This is a genomic window from Sporacetigenium mesophilum DSM 16796 (genome assembly GCF_059569055.1).
Genome location: NZ_JCANUR010000015.1, coordinates 31,930 through 49,648 on the forward strand (window position 1 = coordinate 31,930; position 17,719 = coordinate 49,648).

Sequence of the window (17,719 nt, forward strand, 5' to 3'; positions counted from 1 at the left end):
AGCGCTGCAAAAATGCAGTGTTTTATATTTTTTAGAAAAAGGCATAATAAAAAGGGGTGTATGTAATGGTTTTAGATAAGATTTTTTTGAATAAACTCAAAAACAATGCTATATATTTTGGGATATATACCTTAATTTTTATAGCAATATATGCCACATTTCCATATGTTGCCCCATTTATTATAGGCGGTGTAATAGCCTTCTTTATAAAGCCTATATCTAAAAGATTAAAAGAAAGATATAACATAGATAAGGGACTATCTACCTTAATTTTGAGTTTTTTATCTGTAATAATACTATTAGCTTTATTTACGATATTTATAGTTAATGGAATAAAACAAACACTGTATATAATAAGTGCTTTATCTTTAGACTCTAATGAATTATATAACAATATTATGAGATTGATAAATCAAGCCAATATTTATATAGGATATGTGCAAGATATAGGAAGTTTTAGTCTAGAAAGCACAATTACTAAGTATAGCAATAATATAGTTAATTTTGCTAGGAATTTTCTAGAGGGAATATTAGCTTTAGTAGTGTCCATACCTTATATAGCAGTCTATACTATAACAATATTTGTATCTACATATTTTATAGCTAAAGATACAGATGATATAGAAGATTGGTTTTATAATATGTTTTCACCTCAGTTTAGACCTAAGGTAAAGAATATAAAACATGAGATAGGAGTAACAACTCTAGGTTATATAAAAGCCTATTCAATATTAATGGGAATTACATTTTTGGCTACATGGATAGGATTTACAGCTCTTGGAGTTCCTTATGGATTTATATTAGGCATTATAGGTGCATCACTTGACCTTATACCATTTTTGGGATTAGTAATTATATATGTTCCGGTGATAGCTTATTATTTAATAATTAATGATTATTTTTTATCAATATCTGTTATAATATTGTTTGCAGTGCTTTCCATATCTAGGCAAATACTAGAACCTAAACTTGTTTCTATGAATGTAGGAATTGCTCCACTTGCAAGTTTAGCAGCTATATTTATAGGTGTTCAGGTTTATGGAGTACTAGGAATATTTTACTTTTTAGGTTTAGTAGGTATGCATCAAATTTTAAAAAAATCAGGCATACTATAACAAATATCAAAAGAGAGGGAGATAAAATTATGAGAAGCAAAGTTGTAGAGAGATTTTTAAGATATGTGACTTTTGATACAACTGCAAATCCAAGTTCTGAAACTTGTCCTTCAAGTCTTGGACAAATAGTGTTTGCAAAGTATTTAGAAGAAGAACTAAGAATATTAGGATTAGATGATGCATCTGTTGATGAAAATGGATACTTATTTGCTACATTAAAAGGGAATGTAGAAGGTGTAGATACTATAGGATTTGTAGCTCACTTAGATACAGCACCAGACATGAGTGGTGAAAACGTAAAACCTCAAATTATAGAAAATTATGATGGAAAAGATATAGTATTAAACAAAGAATTAAATATTGTACTATCAACTAAGGATTCTTCTGAGTTATTAAATTTCGTAGGAGAAGATTTAATAACTACTGATGGAACGACATTACTTGGAGCAGATGACAAAGCTGGTATAGCTGAAATAATTACTGCTATAGAATATTTAATAAATAATCCAGAAATAAAACATGGAGACATAAGAATAGGATTTACTCCAGATGAAGAAATAGGTAGAGGTGCTGACAAATTTGATGTTGAAAAATTTGGCGCTAAATATGCATATACTATGGATGGAAGCACAATAGGCGAATTAGAATATGAAAACTTCAATGCAGCATCTGCAGTTATAACTGTAAATGGTACAAATGTACATCCAGGATATGCTAAAGGTAAAATGGTTAATGCACTACATATAGCAGCTGAATTATCAGAAATGTTCCCAGTAAGTGAAAGACCAGAAACTACATCAGGATATGAAGGATTCTATCATTTAAATGACTTAAATGGTAATGTTGAAAAATGTACTATGGTTTATATAATAAGAGACTTTGATATGAAAAAGTTTGAAGAAAGAAAAGCTTATGTAAATGAAGTTATAAGTAAGATGAAAGACAAATATGGTGATGAGAGAATAGAATTAAATTTAAAAGATCAGTACTACAACATGGTAAAACAAGTTGAGCCAGTTAAATTTGTTGTTGATATAGCTAGGGAAGCCATGGAAGAAGTAGGTATAGTTCCAAATATAAAACCTATAAGAGGCGGTACTGATGGAGCAAGATTATCTTTTATGGGATTACCTTGTCCAAACATATTTGCAGGTGGAATTAACTTCCATAGTAAATACGAATACATACCAGTAACATATATGGAAAAAGCTACTGAATTAATAGTTAAAATAGCACAAAAATATACACAAAGATAATAAAGCAAAAATATCCTAGAGAAAATATCTCTAGGATATTTTTAATTATAAGGAAACTATAATTTATCCGGTCTATGGATAAGTTATGGTTTCCAACTTATAAACTTGAGCAACGTATCTGCTCCTCAAGATCGTTGGCGATATGAGTGTAGCGAATTTTTTGAAAAATTTCTAAATAAATAATATACAATCTCGTTATATTAGTAAACATTTTAGCACTACTGAATATAATAAAATAGAAACTGTATATATTTAGATATATGAAACAATTTTGGAAGGGGGATTTTATATGTTGGATAAGAATTATGTATCTGTAGAAAACAAAAAGGTTGGAGAGGGAGAAGTTAGACAATTAATAGAAAAAAAGATACTATTTAACCCACCTAAACAGGATGTAGTTATTGGCGTAGGTGAGATACTTAAAACTGTGCAAATTAAAGATACAGACGTATTTCCTAATTATGTAGTTGTTAATGGATTTTTGAACAAGAGTATATTATATAAAACAGCAAAAAGACCTGATGCTGAGCAGTTTATGGGTGAAGAAGAGCCAGAAGAAATGGATGAAAATGGAGAAAGAGAAAGAGAAGGTAATAGAGATAACAGAGATAATGATAGAAAAGAAAAATACAATAACAAATCTAGAGATTTATACAGGGGCGAAGATAAGGAAGATAAAAAAGAGGAAAAAGAAAATAACAAAGAAGAAGACAAGAATAAAGAAAATAATAAGGATGACAAAAAAGAAGATAATAAAGGAGATAAAAATAACGGAGATAAAAATAAAGGGGATAAGAAAGAAGATAAAAAAGGTGCTAAATGTGAATCTCTTGCACCTGAATGTGCTGCTATAGACGGAGTAGTTAGACATATAACAACTTGGATACCATTCGAAAGCTTAGTAAGAATTGATGGAGCTCTTCCAGGGGATGATGTTGAGATTGTATCTGTAGAAGTTTTAGATTCATTACAAGAAGATATTATAGAATGCGAAAACTTTATTATAGGAATAATAGAAAAAGATATTGTAAAGATAAAAGTAAAAGTTACAAGAGCAAGATAAAATAGAATTCATTAAGTTATAAAAATTTAAAAATATATTTAATAGTGTATATCTCCTAATTTTGATTTATATTAATAATCATTTTAGGAGATATACTTTTTTGTGATTCAATATAAAATATTAAAATTAAAATATTATAGTTGATATAGTATTTAAAGCTTGTTTTATTAAATTTATGAGTTTTCTAATTTAGTAACAATTCAAGTTATACATGAATAGAATATAGAGAACATTAATTAATTAAGGAGGAATATAAATGGCATCTAAAACATATTGGTATGAAAATAAATGGGAAAAAGACAAAAAAGTAGCTCCTAAAGTAGATAAAAAAGTAGCTTCTAAAGTAGATAAAAAACCAGTTCCAGAAGATCTTGCTGTAGCTCCTATAGTGGAAATTAATGCAGCTCCTGTAATAGAGGAAGTAGAAGATAAATGGAAAGATGATGAAAAAGATATTAAATGGAAAAACAAGGAGAAAAATGTTCAAAAAGACATTCAAGGAGAAGGACAGCTTTTAGTAGAAAGAAGAATAGTTTTCAACCCTCCTGACAATGATGTTGTGCTTGGAGTTGAAACTGTATCTAAAGATGCAGAAATTACTGAAGTTGAAATGGCTGATGGTATAGCTATTGTAAGAGGAATTCTAAGCAAAAACATTATTTACAAAACAGTAAAAAGAGAAGATATAGAAAAAGCTTTTAATTTAGAAAAAGAAGAAAATAATGAAGATAATGCAAATGAAGATGAAAATAATGAAAACAATGATAAAAACGATAGAAATGATAAAAACGATAATAATGATAAAAATAATAAAAAATGTGCAGCTTGCGAATCTGTTATGCCAGAAAGTATAGCTATTGACGGTGTAGTACGTCATACAACAGTAAGAATTCCATTTGAATTCATTGTAGAATTAGCAGGTGCTAAATCTAACTATGATTATGAAATTATGTCAGTTAACATAAAGAATGATTTAGGTGGAGTATATCTTTATGATGAAGAAACTGTATATAAAACTTCTGATGGTAATATAAGCAATCAAAACTTTATAGCAGCACTTACAGAAAGAGATATAGTTAAAGTAGCTATAAAAGTTTTTGAACCAAAAAACTAGTTAAACTAAAGGCCTCCTCAAATATTAATTAGAGGAGGCTTTTTAATTTATAATATTCTTGAGCAACGGACAATTTTTTCAATGTCGTTGGTGACATGAATATAGTGAATTTTTATTTGTTATACAGTAACTATATGGATAAAAAAACATATTATAGTACAAACATATAAAAGCGAACTTTCTTATGTATATAACGGGAGGAATTAATCACAATGGAGGGAATATAAATGCTAGTTATATTGACATTAGTATTGATAACATATATAAGTATGATATTTTCTACAAGATATCGTACTCCTATTGCAATATTAGGATCTGGGATACTTTTAATATATGGAAGTGTTACAAATGCATTTCCTTATGATAAAATTTTTGAAAAATTTCCATATGAAATAATTATCCTTATTATAGTTTTGGCTTTATTTGCTAGAATATTTGAGGATAATAAAATATTTGATTATATTGGACATTCCTTTATTAACATTACTAAAGGAAATAAGGTATTAGTTGTAATATTAATGCCATTTACAATATATGCAGCATCATTATTTATGAATAATCTAAGTGTAGTTCTAATATTTACGTCGATATGTTTGGGATTATCCCTAAAACTAAAGCTACCAACTACACCTTTACTTGTATCAACTATTATAGCATCTAATATAGGTGGGGCACCCCTTCCATGGGCTGATACTCCAGCTGTTATTATTACTCTATACACGGACTTTAATTTAATAGACTTTCTAAATAAACTATTTTTACCATGTTTGGTTTATATAATTTTACTAGCTGCATATACACTGATATGGTTTAAATGCTCGAATACGGCGGTTATTGAATCGGATACTACTGAAGAAGAAACTCAGAACGAAACAAATAATTCAACAAGTAATGAAAAAGAACAAGTACAAGATAAGCCACATAAGCCACCACACCACAAAAAAGAACATGAACATGATAAACCACATAAACCACCACATAAACCACCACATAAACCACCACATCATAGAAATGAATATGAGAAGTCTCATAACCCGTTTAATAATAAATTCTATAGATGGAATGATCACACTAGTCCAAGAAGAGTAAAATTATCAATATTACTATTCATACTATTTATTCTAAGTGTTTGTATAGGTCCATTTTTAGATATATCAATAGCATTTGTTTCGATGTTTTTTGGTGCTATTCTTCTGATTACGAACACAAGTAAACCAGAAGATATAATAAATACCATACCTATTATGGATTCGGTTGTTTTTATTTCTACCTTATTTTTAATAGGTGGAGTTTTAGAATATGCTGGTATTTTAAAAGTAGCTGTAGATTATATTTTGGCATTTACAAGTGGAAATAGCTTTTTAATTGTACTATGTATAATGTTATCAGCATTTGTTATAGCAACATTTTTATCAGCAGGTCCTGCAGCAGCAACATTAATGCCTATATGTATACAAGTAGCCCCAGTTGTTGGAGATAAATTAGTATATGCAGCTCTTGCACTTGGAATCCTAGCAGGAAGTAGTATGCTTCCTTGGTCAGCAACAGGAGGTCCTATAATGTTAAGTGAAGTAAATAGATTCCTAAAAAAATCTGAACTAAATTCAGGAATAAAAAATTCTATTAATGATATATTTAACCTTAGGTCATATATAGCATTTTCATTTCCATTTTCTTTCTTAATGGTTATCCTAAGTGTTATATATTTTTATATAAAAGTAGGGTAAAACATATAAAAAAATAGACCATTGATAAAAATCTTATCAATGGTCTATTTTTTATTTATAAGCAAATTTTTGAGCAAGGTCCCATATGCTAGTTGGCGACATGAGCGTAGCGAATTTTTTTTATTCATTTACATGTATTATCTCTTTAGTGTTTATGTCTATATGATTTATTTCTAAATCTATTTCATCATCATCTTGCGATATTATATCTATAATTGCCACAGAGTGAGTATTGTCTTTTGGAAGTGACATACTACCTGGGTTTAAAACTATTAAGTTCTCATCTGCATATAATTCTTTTACATGAGTATGACCAATTATAAGTATATCTGCATTGTACTTCTTTGCAGTTTCGATTGTATCTTCTTTTGACTGAGTATATCCATGTGTAAGTAATATTCTTATTTCTCCAAATTGAGTAAGAATATAAGGTGACTGTATAGGATGACTTATTACCATTTGATCTACATCGGCATCACAGTTACCCCTTGCTATTAATATATTTCCTATTTCATTTATTTTATTAGCTACTTCCTCTGGATTATATCCATCTGGTAGAGGGTTTCTTGGGCCATGGTATAAAATATCTCCACCATGTAATATTACATCACAATCACCTAGTACATCTAATGCTTTTTCTAAATAAGTTAAACTTCCATGAGTATCACTCATTACTCCTATTTTCATATGTATATCCTCCTAATTATTATAAGAATTTCTCAGAAACTCTACTCCAAAACTCATAGTTTGAAAGTCTAAGTAGTTTTATTCTAACTGAAGATGAAACAATAACTATTTCTATTATTTCATTAAATTTATATTCAATACCATCTATAACCATTAAAATAGAATTTTCAAATCTATATTCAGGTGCAATTTTTACTGTAGAGTTATAAGGAAGTATCAAACTAGATGTAAATGATCTATAAGCAGTTGTATTTATAGGAGCTAGTGGAGTTAATTGAATTAGTTTCAAACTAGGATCCACTATACTTCCACCTGCAGAATAGTTATATGCAGTAGAGCCTGTTGGAGTAGATATAAGCATTCCATCTCCACTAAATTTCTCTATAAAATGATTATTAACCTTTAAATTTAAGTGAACTACCCTTGATCTATTGCCTCTTACAACTACCTCATTTATAGCCATAGCTTCTATACAACTGTCTTTTGTACATGTTGTGATTTCAAGAGGAGCCATGTCTTGAACATAATAGTTACCATTAATATAATCACTTATAAAATAATCAATTTCATCAGGATTTATATCTGTAAAAAACCCCAAGTGTCCTGTATTTATTCCCATTATTGGTATATCAGGAAAATCAAAATCGTGCACTGTTTTTAAAAATGAACCATCTCCACCTATTGATATAATAAGTTCTGATCTAGGATCAAATTCATAATATACCTCAAAACCTGCATCTATAAGTTTTTTAGTCAGTATATCTCTAGTAGATAAAGATCTTTCAACATCATTGGAATTTATAGTTATTACTCTTGCCATGTATCTTCACCTCTTTACAATCAAAATTATATCATAGATGGCAAACAATTAACATTTTGCATGATTTATAAATTTATAAAAAATTATAAGTTTGAGCAACGGACCTGTTTTTTAGGTCGTTGGCGACATGAGCAAAGCGAATTTTTTTTATTAATATATAATTACTTGTAGGTAAAAAATATAAAGGATATAATATATTTATTATATCATCAGAAAGAAGGTGTGTATATTTGCTAATAAAAGAGAATCAACGTTATAACTTAATATCTTATGTAAGCGATGATGATAATGTTACTCTTAAAGAATTATTATTAAATAAATTAAATTTATCATCAAGGTTTGTATCAAAAGCTAAAAAAGACAAAAATGTATTTGTAAATAAAGTACATAGAACTCCAAGTTATATAATACAAAAAGGCGATTTAATAGAAATAAAAATAGATGAAGAGATGGGAAATTTTACACCTCAAAATCTTAATCTTAATATATTATATGAAGATTTTGATATTATTATGGTAAATAAACCTCCTTATATTGTAGTTCATCCAACTAAAAGTCACAATGACAACACTGTTGCTAATGGACTTACTTATTATCTATTAAACAAGTGTGAATACCCTAGAATAAGATTTGTAAATAGACTTGATATGAATACATCAGGGTTATTAATAGTGGCTAAAAACGCTTATGCCCATCATATAATATCTCAAGATATGAGCGAAGATAAAGTAACTAAAAAATACTTAACTGTTGTTAAAGGCATTGTTAAAGATGATGAAGGTACTATAAATGAACCTATATATAGGCCAACTGAAGATAGTATTAAAAGAGTTGTAGATGAAAAAGGACAACCATCAATAACTCATTATAAAGTAATAGAAAGATTAAAAGATGCTACAGTTCTTGAAGTTATTTTAGAAACTGGAAGAACTCATCAAATAAGAGTGCACATGAATCACATTGGTCATGGTATAATAGGTGATGAACTTTATGGATATGTAGATGAAGGTTTAATTAATAGACAAGCATTACATGCTTACAAACTAGAATTTGAACAGCCTAGAACTAAAGAGAAATTATCCTTTGAGGCAGAGATTCCAAATGATATAAAAGAACTTATAGACAACTTGAGATAGGGGGAATTTAAATGGTAATACATAAGCTTATAGTCCATGTGCTAGATAAAAATAGTGATGTGCCTATACTTAATGACTTTGAAGGAAGAGTAAATGAAGGTGTAGAAAAGTTTTTCCAAAAAATAATAAATAAAGTATCAAAAGATGATGATATGAGAAAAGGTGTTTTTAAAGATTACAATAATAATATCGTTAGAACTTGCTGTGAACAAATAATATACGATGAAAATACTTTTTTAGAAAACTCTAAGGAAATAGCAGCGTATTTATTTGATGTAATGCAAAATTCTGGTCCAGAGATGACATCTTGTGATCTGGCTATATGTTTATATACTGTAAAAGATGAAAAATATGTAGCTATTTTAAAACTTGATTATAAAAAGTTATATACTCATTCTATAGAGTTTGTTGATGACAAATTTAATATACAAATGGTTCCAAACGAAATAGGAATACCAGAAACTCAAAAACCTAAGCAATGTGCATTAGTTGGTGTAACCGGAATGAACGATGAATATCACTTAAGACTATTAGATAAAGATGGTGAAAAAGAAGGTAGTGATACTAGGTTTATAACTGATTTTTTAAATTGCGAAAAAATAATAGATGATAAATATAGAACTAAGTTGTTTAAAAATAGTGCAGAGCAGTGGATAACTCATGCATTAACTAAAGATGCAAGACAAGCTGAAGATGTAAGATCAAGACTTACTTATACACTAAAAGAAAAACAAGAAGTAGATTTAGATGATTTTGTAGATAAGTCTATACAAGATAATGAACTTAAAGAAAGTTTTAAAGAACATATATATGATAAAGGTATAGAGCCTACTTTTACTATAGATAAAAAGTGGGTAGAAAAGAAGTTAAAAAAGAGAAATATAAAAACAGATACTGGATTTGAAATAAGATCTAATTTAACGGACTTTGAAGATCAAATGAAGTACTCTATAAAGCAAAATGAAGATGGAAGTATGGATATAACAATAAAAAATGTTAATTTTTACGAAGAAAAATAATAAGAGAGCCAATTGGCTCTCTTATTTTAATTTATAAAGTTTATTTATTTTCTTCTATATATTTACAGATATCACCTATGTTTTTGAAGTTCTCAGCTTCTTCATCTGATATCTCTACACTGAACTCATCTTCTAAAGCCATTATTATTTCAACAGCGTCTAGTGAGTCAGCTTCTAAATCCTTCATTAAAGATGTAGCTGGAGTTATAGAATCTATATCGTCTACTCCTAATTGATCTGCTACTATTTCTTTTACCTTATCAAATACCATAATATGTACCTCCCTACATAAAAAGTTCTTATGATTTAATTTTAATAGTAGTTTAATATATATCAATTAAATATTCAATAGATATTTCTATAATAAATATGAATAATATATTTTTTATAGAATATATATTATTATAAGCTTGTACAAAGGAGGAATTTTATGAAGTATATTATATCAGTGGTAGTTTTATGTTCAATTAGTGTTATGTTGCTTGTAGGATCGTATTATAAAACATTAGAATATGATATTGAAAAAATAAAACCCTATATAACAGAGATGAATTTTATATTAGATGAGTATTACGATAATGCTAATTATGTATATAACCATAATGATGAATATATAAGTAGAATAAACAAAATAAACAAAGGAATTAAAAATACAAAGGTATCTATATTAATAGATGATTATGTAAAATATAAAATACTAGCAATAGAAAGTTTTAAAAAACATTTAAAAGATAACAGCGGAAAAAATAAAGACAATAAATATTTAAAAGAATTTAATAATTATAATGTTTTAGCTAATAAAAAATTAAAAGGTGTTATAGATAATAATTTTATAAAAGTAACATATTTGTCTACCAATTCATACTATAAATAAATGAAGGAGTAATTCTTCAAATATCATGAAGGGGGTAGACTTTATGGCAAAATTAGATAATTTATTAAGAGGTAGTGGATTTGGTAACTTGTTCGGTGGAAAACATGGTGGTTTATTTGGTGGAAATAACAGTATATTAATAATAGTATTAGTTTTATTAGTATTATGTACTGATTTATTAGAAGACTTATTCTGTGACGATAATATGCTAATATGGGTAGTATTAATAGTATTGTTATTATGTAACTTTGATGATAACGACTGCTGTTGCTAATGATGAAAGAGCCAGTTTTACTGGCTCTTTTTTAATTGAAGGAAATTATAATTTCCAACCTATAAACTTGAGCAACAGACCTGTTTCTCAAGGTTGTTGGCGACATGAGCAAAGCGAATTTTTGATTTAAAAAATATTTTAAAAAATTTATAAAAAATAATAACACATTTTATATCAATTACATAGTATGGATTATAGAGGTTGAAGCTTCTAAGTAATAATATTAATACATTCAAGGAGGATTTATATGAGTAGATTCTTATGTGATTTCGACGGTTGGTGGATAATAGTATTATTTTTCTTATTCTTAGTATTCCAAGACTGCTGGCAAGAAATATCATTATGTGATTGGATACCATTCTTAATATTATTATTAATACTTGTAGCGTTTGATGACGACGAATGTGGATGCTAATAACTAAATAAAGGGGGATTTAATATGAGTAGATTTTTTAAAGATTTTGATGGTTGGTGGATAATAGTATTATTCTTCTTATTCTTAGTATTCCAAGACTGCTGGCAAGAAATATCATTAAAAGATTGGATACCGTTCTTAATATTATTATTAATACTTGTAGCTTTTGATGACGACGACCATGAGGTTTGCTGTAAATAATAATTAAACATGAAAGGGGAGCTAAATTATTAGCTCCTTTTTTTATTTTCAATTGAGCAAATCGAATTTTTTATATTTAATTAAAATTGGTAACACATAAATATAAGTTTTCATAGTATATGATATAAGGTATAGATGCCTTAAATATTTTTAAAATGGAGGATTTAATATGAGTAGATTCTTTAGCGATTTCGATGGATGGTGGATTATAGTATTATTCTTCCTATTCCTAGTATTCCAAGATTGCTGGCAAGAAATATCTTTAGGCGACTGGATACCTTTCTTAATATTATTATTAATACTTGTTGCATTTGAAGACGACGACGACGGATGCTGTAAAAGATAAGTATAAATAAAAAAGGTGAGTTACCCTTAGGGGTAACTCATTTTTTTTGAGCAAGGTCCCTGTTTTTCAATGCCGTTGGCGACATGCGTAAGCATTTTTTATCTAAAATAGTAACACAAAAATATGAGCTTTCATAATATAAGGTATAAGGCATTGAAGCCTTTAAAATATTTAATACATCGAGTAACACATTTTTAGCATCGACATATTATATATTACACGGTGATTTAAACTATAAAGACATAATTAATAGGAGGATTATTATGAGTGGATTTTTAAATGGTTTTGATGGATGGTGGATAATAGTATTATTTTTCTTATTCTTAGTATTCCAAGATTGCTGGCAAGAAATATCATTATGTGACTGGATACCATTCTTAATATTATTATTAATACTTGTTGCATTTGATGATGATTTAGATCATTGCTAAAAAATAATTTCATTATAAAATTTATTATGGAGGTTCATTATGAGTAGATTCTTTGATGATTTTGATGGATGGTGGCTAATAGTATTATTCTTCTTATTCTTAGTATTCCAAGATACTTTAGATGAAATATGTTTAAGTGATTGGATACCATTCTTAATATTATTATTAATACTTCTTGCATTTGATTTTGATGATAATCATTGTGGATGCTAATAGTATACAGCTTTATAAAATAAAGAGCCTTGTGCTCTTTATTTTTTTTTACCATTATGATACAATTAAAATTTAATATCTCATAGAATAATTTTTGGCAATATAGGCAAAAATTGAAATAAAGGAGGGACCGGATTATGAAAAGTAGTATTACAATAAAAGATGTAGCGAGAAAAGCGGGCGTATCTATATCTACAGTTTCTAGAGTTATAAATGATTCTAAACCAGTTACGGATGAAATAAAGCAAAAAGTACTTGATGTTATTAAAGAAACAGGTTATATACCAAACCCATTAGCTAGAAGTTTGGTAACTAAGAAAAGTCAACTTATAGGTGTAATAGTACCTGAGGTAGCGGACTCTTTTGTAAGTGAAATTGTAAATGGTATTGAAGAAGTAGCTAAGATGTATGACTATGACATATTACTAGCTAATACTTACTCGGATAAGGAACAAGAACTAAAAAGTATAAACCTACTTAGAGCTAAGCAAGTAGAAGGTATAGTAATGATGTCTTGGTTAATAGACGAAGAACATATAGATTTTATAAACAAATGTCAAATACCTGCAACATATATAAGTAAAACAGCAAGAGGATTTGATGTTTACTCAGTAAGTATAAGTAATACAAAGGCTACATATGATATGACAAAGTATTTAATAGAAAAAGGACACAAAAAAATTGGCTATATAATGACTAGTGAAGACACTACTGTTATGGAAAAAGAAAGATACATTGGATACGAAAAAGCTATGAATGAAGCTAACTTAAAAATATATGATGAGTTAGTACAATCAGGCGATACAGAGTATGAAGGCGGATATAAAGGTATGAATGAAATACTAAAGAGTAATAATATACCAGACGCTGTTTTTGTAACAGGAGATGAATCTGCAATAGGGGCTATAAATGCTATATTTGATGCTGGATATAAAGTTCCTGAGGATATTTCTGTAGCAGGATTTAATGATGTTAGATTAGCTTCTATATATAGGCCAAAGCTTACAACTGTACATCAACCATTATACGATATGGGCGCAGTTGCAATAAGAATGGTTATAAAAATGATAAATGGTGAAGTACTAGATGAAAAAAAGGTAGAACTACCATATAGAATAGTTGAAAGAGAAAGTGTTATAGAAAAGAAGTAAATTCACATGAATTTACTTCTTTTTGTTTTTCAATGCCGCTTAAAACATGAGCATAGCAAATTTTAAAATTGATTTTAAAAGGGGAATTTTGTAGTAAATTGAAATTTTTTGGAATAAAACAAAAATTCCGCAAATATAAAGAAGGATAAAAATAAGTTATGTTGAATATTTAGTAAACAAAGAGGAAAATTTTTATGAGGAGGACGAAAAATGAATAAGATACTTATAGATGGATGTAGTCTGACTATTGATGATGTTATTAAGGTTGCAAGAGAAGGGCACAAAATAGAGCTTACTAATGAAGCTTGGGAAAAGGTTATCACCGCTAGGAATTTAGTAGACAAATTCGTTGATGAAGAAAAAGTAGTATATGGAATAACTACTGGATTTGGAAAATTCTCAGATGTAGTTATATCTAAAGAAGAAACAGCACAATTACAAAGAAACTTAATAATAAGTCATGCATGTGGTGTTGGGGAACCATTTGCTGAAGAAATAGTAAGAGCAATGATGTTACTTAGAATAAATGCATTATCAAAAGGTCACTCAGGTGTAAGAGTTGAGACTTTAAATACATTAATAGGAATGGTAAACAATGGTGTTCATCCAGTTATACCAGAAAAAGGGTCACTTGGAGCATCAGGAGACTTAGCACCACTTTCTCATATGGTACTTACAATGCTTGGAGAAGGTGAAGCATTTTATAATGGAGAAAAAATGCCATCTAGAAGAGCTATGGAGTTAGCAGGAGTACCTGTTTTAGAAAACTTACATGCTAAAGAAGGACTAGCTTTAATTAACGGAACTCAAGCTATGACTGCAGTTGGAGCATTAACAGTATATGATTCTATAAATTTATTAAAAACTGCTGATATAGCAATGGCTCTAACAGTAGAAGGATTAAATGGTATAACTACTGCATTTGATGAAAAAGTACATGCAGTTAGACCACACAAAGGACAAATAAATACAGCAAGAAACTTATTAAATATATTAGATGGAAGTAATATGACAACTAAGCAAGGAGAAGTGAGAGTTCAAGATGCTTATGTTTTAAGATGTACTCCACAAGTACATGGTGCAAGTAAAGATGCTATAGAGTATATAAAAGATAGAGTAAATATAGAAATAAATGCTGTAACTGACAATCCAATAATATTCCCAGAGGTTGAAGAAGTTATATCGGGTGGGAACTTCCACGGTCAACCAATGGCATTAAGCTTTGACTTCTTAGGAATAGCACTAGCTGAAATTGCAAATATATCTGAAAGAAGATTAGAAAAATTAGTTAACCCAGCAATAAGCCATGGGCTTCCAGCGTTCTTAATTGAAAATGGTGGATTAAACTCAGGGTTTATGATAGTTCAATATAGTGCTGCATCATTAGTATCTGAAAACAAGGTACTAGCACATCCAGCAAGTGTTGACTCTATACCATCTTCAGCTAACCAAGAAGACCATGTTTCAATGGGAACAATAGCATCTAGAAAAGCTAGAGAAATACTTAAAAACGCACAAAGTGTAGTAGCTATGGAAATACTAGGAGCTTGTCAAGCTATAGATTTAAGAGGAAACAGTGGCTTAGGTAAAGGTACAAAAGCTGCATATGAATTAGTAAGAGAGCACACTGCTAAAATAGAAAATGACTTAGTGATGTATAGAGAAATAAACAAGTGTGAAGATTTAGTAAGAAACCACAAAATAGTTGAGGTAGTTGAAAAGGCATTAGGCCACGCTATAATCACAGATGAGCAAAGTAGACGTACAATAAAAATGTCTATTCATTAATATATTTAAAGGCTATAAAGGAGGAGATTCGATGAATAAATTAAATCAAATATCTAATTTAGATAATATAGATATAGGAAGTGGAATGACTATAAAACTAGATACAGTACCAGATAGTATACCACAATTTATAGATGGTATAAGAAGAGCACCAAAAAGAGAAGCAAAGCTTTCAAGATCTGATATAGAATTAGCTTTAAAAAATGCTCTGAGATATATACCAAAAGAGTATCATGAACAAATGGCTCCAGAATTCTTAGATGAATTATTAACTACAGGAAGAATATATGGATATAGATTTAGACCAGAAGGAAATCTAAAGGCTAAATCTATAGATGAATACAAAGGAGTTACTGTTGAGGCTAGAGCTTTCCAAGTTATGATAGACAATAACTTAGATTTTGATATAGCCCTATACCCATATGAACTAGTTACATATGGAGAAACAGGACAAATATTCCAAAACTGGATGCAATATGTGTTGATTAAAAAGTATTTAGAAGTTATGACTCAAGATCAAACTTTAGTTATACAATCAGGACATCCACTTGGACTTTTCAAATCTCATCCATCTGCTCCAAGAGTTATAATAACTAATGGATTAATGGTTGGAATGTTTGATAATCAAGAAGAGTGGAAAAGAGCTGCTGCAATAGGTGTATCTAACTACGGTCAAATGACTGCTGGTGGTTGGATGTACATAGGGCCACAAGGTATAGTTCATGGAACTTATTCTACTATATTAAATGCAGGTAGATTAGTACTTGGAATACCAGCTGATAGTGATTTAAGAGGTAGATTATTTATAACTTCAGGCCTTGGTGGAATGAGTGGTGCTCAAGGTAAAGCTGTTGAAATAGCTAATGGAGTTGGTATAATAGCAGAGGTTGACTATTCAAGAATAGAAACTAGATATACTCAAGGATGGGTAAGTAAAATAGCTAGAAGTCCTAAGGAAGCTTTTGCACTTGCTAAGGAATGTATGGATAAAGAAGAGCCATGTGCTATAGCTTTCCACGGTAATATAGTTGATTTATTAGAATATGCTGTAGATAACAATATTCATATAGATTTATTGTCTGACCAAACTTCTTGTCATGCTGTATATGACGGAGGATATTGCCCACAAGGTATAGATTTTGAAGAGAGAACTAGGTTATTAGCAGAAGAAAAACCTAAGTTTATAGAAATGGTTGATGAAACACTTAGAAATCACTTTGAAGTAATAAAGAAATTAACTTCAAATGGTACTTATTTCTTTGACTATGGAAACAGCTTTATGAAGGCGGTTTACGATGCTGGATGCCAAGAAATATCTAAAAATGGTGTAGATGAAAAAGATGGATTCATATTCCCATCTTACGTTGAAGATATATTAGGTCCACAGTTATTTGACTATGGATATGGTCCATTTAGATGGGTATGTTTAAGTGGTAAAAAAGAAGATTTAATAAAAACTGACCATGCTGCTATGGATTGTATAGACCCTAACAGAAGATATCAAGATAGAGATAACTGGATATGGATAAGAGATGCTGAGAAAAATGGATTAGTTGTTGGAACTCAAGCAAGAATACTATATCAAGATGCTATGGGAAGAACTAGAATAGCTCTTAAGTTTAATGAAATGGTAAGAAAAGGAGAAATAGGTCCTGTAATGTTAGGTAGAGACCATCACGACGTATCAGGTACAGATTCTCCATTTAGAGAAACTTCTAATATAAAAGATGGAAGTAATATAATGGCTGATATGGCTACTCATTGTTTTGCTGGTGATGCTGCAAGGGGCATGAGTTTAATAGCACTTCACAATGGTGGTGGAGTTGGTATTGGTAAGTCTATAAATGGTGGATTTGGTATGGTACTTGATGGATCACATAGAGTTGATGAAATATTAAGAATGGCTATGCCATGGGATGTTATGAGTGGAGTTGCTAGACGTGCATGGGCTAGAAATGAAAACTCTATAACTACTGCTATGGAATACAACGAAATGTGTTATGGAGAAGATCATATAACATTACCTTTTATAGCTGATGAAAATTTAGTGAAAAACCTTGTAAGTGATAGACTAGGAGAATAATTATAT

At 29.3% G+C, this 17,719-nt stretch carries 20 protein-coding genes; 17 read left to right on the top strand and 3 right to left on the bottom strand.

The genetic code is table 11. The features are described 5' to 3' along the window. Positions 1-65: 65 nt before the first annotated feature. The 5 genes from ytvI (at position 66) to BS62_RS11665 (ending at position 6,275) form a co-directional block, all read left to right on the top strand. Positions 66-1,115, top strand: a complete 1,050-nt coding sequence (gene ytvI / locus BS62_RS11645; protein WP_496491453.1) for a sporulation integral membrane protein YtvI — start codon at positions 66-68, stop codon at positions 1,113-1,115. Between the two features lie 29 nt (positions 1,116-1,144). Then, the gene (gene pepT / locus BS62_RS11650) at positions 1,145-2,371 is read left to right on the top strand and encodes a peptidase T (protein ID WP_496491454.1); all 1,227 of its coding nucleotides are present in this window, start codon (positions 1,145-1,147) and stop codon (positions 2,369-2,371) included. 289 nt (positions 2,372-2,660) lie between these two features. Next, positions 2,661-3,434 (top strand): hypothetical protein, encoded by a 774-nt coding sequence (locus BS62_RS11655; RefSeq protein ID WP_496491455.1) that lies wholly within the window; start codon positions 2,661-2,663, stop codon positions 3,432-3,434. 256 nt (positions 3,435-3,690) lie between these two features. Further along, positions 3,691-4,548: a hypothetical protein gene (locus BS62_RS11660; protein ID WP_496491456.1), complete on the top strand. Its 858-nt coding sequence runs from the start codon at positions 3,691-3,693 to the stop codon at positions 4,546-4,548. A gap of 227 nt (positions 4,549-4,775) precedes the next feature. Then, a complete protein-coding gene (locus BS62_RS11665; protein WP_496491457.1) occupies positions 4,776-6,275 on the top strand; it encodes an ArsB/NhaD family transporter in 1,500 nt (499 codons plus the stop codon). A gap of 120 nt (positions 6,276-6,395) precedes the next feature. Here BS62_RS11665 and yfcE read toward each other — a convergent pair whose 3' ends face one another. Beyond that, the gene (gene yfcE, locus BS62_RS11670) at positions 6,396-6,962 is read right to left on the bottom strand and encodes a phosphodiesterase (protein ID WP_496491458.1); all 567 of its coding nucleotides are present in this window, start codon (positions 6,960-6,962) and stop codon (positions 6,396-6,398) included. Between the two features lie 19 nt (positions 6,963-6,981). Beyond that, positions 6,982-7,782, bottom strand: coding sequence for an NAD(+)/NADH kinase (locus BS62_RS11675; RefSeq protein ID WP_496491459.1), 801 nt, complete (start codon positions 7,780-7,782; stop codon positions 6,982-6,984). A gap of 230 nt (positions 7,783-8,012) precedes the next feature. Here BS62_RS11675 and BS62_RS11680 point away from each other — a divergent pair, with 230 nt between their 5' ends. Together BS62_RS11680 and BS62_RS11685 are read left to right on the top strand one after the other, a co-directional pair. Then, positions 8,013-8,918: an RluA family pseudouridine synthase gene (locus BS62_RS11680; RefSeq protein ID WP_496491460.1), complete on the top strand. Its 906-nt coding sequence runs from the start codon at positions 8,013-8,015 to the stop codon at positions 8,916-8,918. Positions 8,919-8,929: 11 nt separating this feature from the next. Further along, positions 8,930-9,937, top strand: a complete 1,008-nt coding sequence (locus BS62_RS11685) for a nucleoid-associated protein (protein WP_496491461.1) — start codon at positions 8,930-8,932, stop codon at positions 9,935-9,937. A 40-nt stretch (positions 9,938-9,977) separates the two neighbouring features. Here the strand turns inward: BS62_RS11685 and acpP are convergent, their stop codons facing one another. Continuing rightward, positions 9,978-10,208 carry an acyl carrier protein gene (gene acpP / locus BS62_RS11690; protein ID WP_496491462.1) on the bottom strand — a complete coding sequence of 77 codons (231 nt, stop codon included), beginning with the start codon at positions 10,206-10,208 and terminating at the stop codon, positions 9,978-9,980. Positions 10,209-10,367: 159 nt separating this feature from the next. Here acpP and BS62_RS11695 point away from each other — a divergent pair, with 159 nt between their 5' ends. The 10 genes from BS62_RS11695 (at position 10,368) to hutU (ending at position 17,713) form a co-directional block, all read left to right on the top strand. Then, the gene (locus BS62_RS11695; RefSeq protein WP_496491463.1) at positions 10,368-10,811 is read left to right on the top strand and encodes a hypothetical protein; all 444 of its coding nucleotides are present in this window, start codon (positions 10,368-10,370) and stop codon (positions 10,809-10,811) included. A 43-nt stretch (positions 10,812-10,854) separates the two neighbouring features. After that, positions 10,855-11,085 carry a hypothetical protein gene (locus BS62_RS11700; protein ID WP_496491464.1) on the top strand — a complete coding sequence of 77 codons (231 nt, stop codon included), beginning with the start codon at positions 10,855-10,857 and terminating at the stop codon, positions 11,083-11,085. A gap of 247 nt (positions 11,086-11,332) precedes the next feature. Next, positions 11,333-11,500 (top strand): hypothetical protein, encoded by a 168-nt coding sequence (locus BS62_RS11705; protein WP_496491465.1) that lies wholly within the window; start codon positions 11,333-11,335, stop codon positions 11,498-11,500. Positions 11,501-11,524: 24 nt separating this feature from the next. After that, entirely contained in the window at positions 11,525-11,701 is a 177-nt protein-coding gene (locus tag BS62_RS11710) for a hypothetical protein (RefSeq protein ID WP_496491466.1), read from the top strand. Between the two features lie 169 nt (positions 11,702-11,870). Further along, a complete protein-coding gene (locus tag BS62_RS11715; protein ID WP_496491467.1) occupies positions 11,871-12,047 on the top strand; it encodes a hypothetical protein in 177 nt (58 codons plus the stop codon). Between the two features lie 263 nt (positions 12,048-12,310). Beyond that, the gene (locus tag BS62_RS11720) at positions 12,311-12,478 is read left to right on the top strand and encodes a hypothetical protein (RefSeq protein ID WP_496491468.1); all 168 of its coding nucleotides are present in this window, start codon (positions 12,311-12,313) and stop codon (positions 12,476-12,478) included. A gap of 39 nt (positions 12,479-12,517) precedes the next feature. After that, positions 12,518-12,691 carry a hypothetical protein gene (locus BS62_RS11725; RefSeq protein ID WP_496491469.1) on the top strand — a complete coding sequence of 58 codons (174 nt, stop codon included), beginning with the start codon at positions 12,518-12,520 and terminating at the stop codon, positions 12,689-12,691. Between the two features lie 137 nt (positions 12,692-12,828). Further along, positions 12,829-13,842, top strand: coding sequence for a LacI family DNA-binding transcriptional regulator (locus BS62_RS11730; RefSeq protein WP_496491470.1), 1,014 nt, complete (start codon positions 12,829-12,831; stop codon positions 13,840-13,842). A gap of 210 nt (positions 13,843-14,052) precedes the next feature. Next, a complete protein-coding gene (gene hutH / locus BS62_RS11735; RefSeq protein ID WP_496491471.1) occupies positions 14,053-15,630 on the top strand; it encodes a histidine ammonia-lyase in 1,578 nt (525 codons plus the stop codon). Positions 15,631-15,661: 31 nt separating this feature from the next. Further along, positions 15,662-17,713 carry a urocanate hydratase gene (gene hutU, locus BS62_RS11740; RefSeq protein WP_496491472.1) on the top strand — a complete coding sequence of 684 codons (2,052 nt, stop codon included), beginning with the start codon at positions 15,662-15,664 and terminating at the stop codon, positions 17,711-17,713. Positions 17,714-17,719 lie beyond the last annotated feature (6 nt).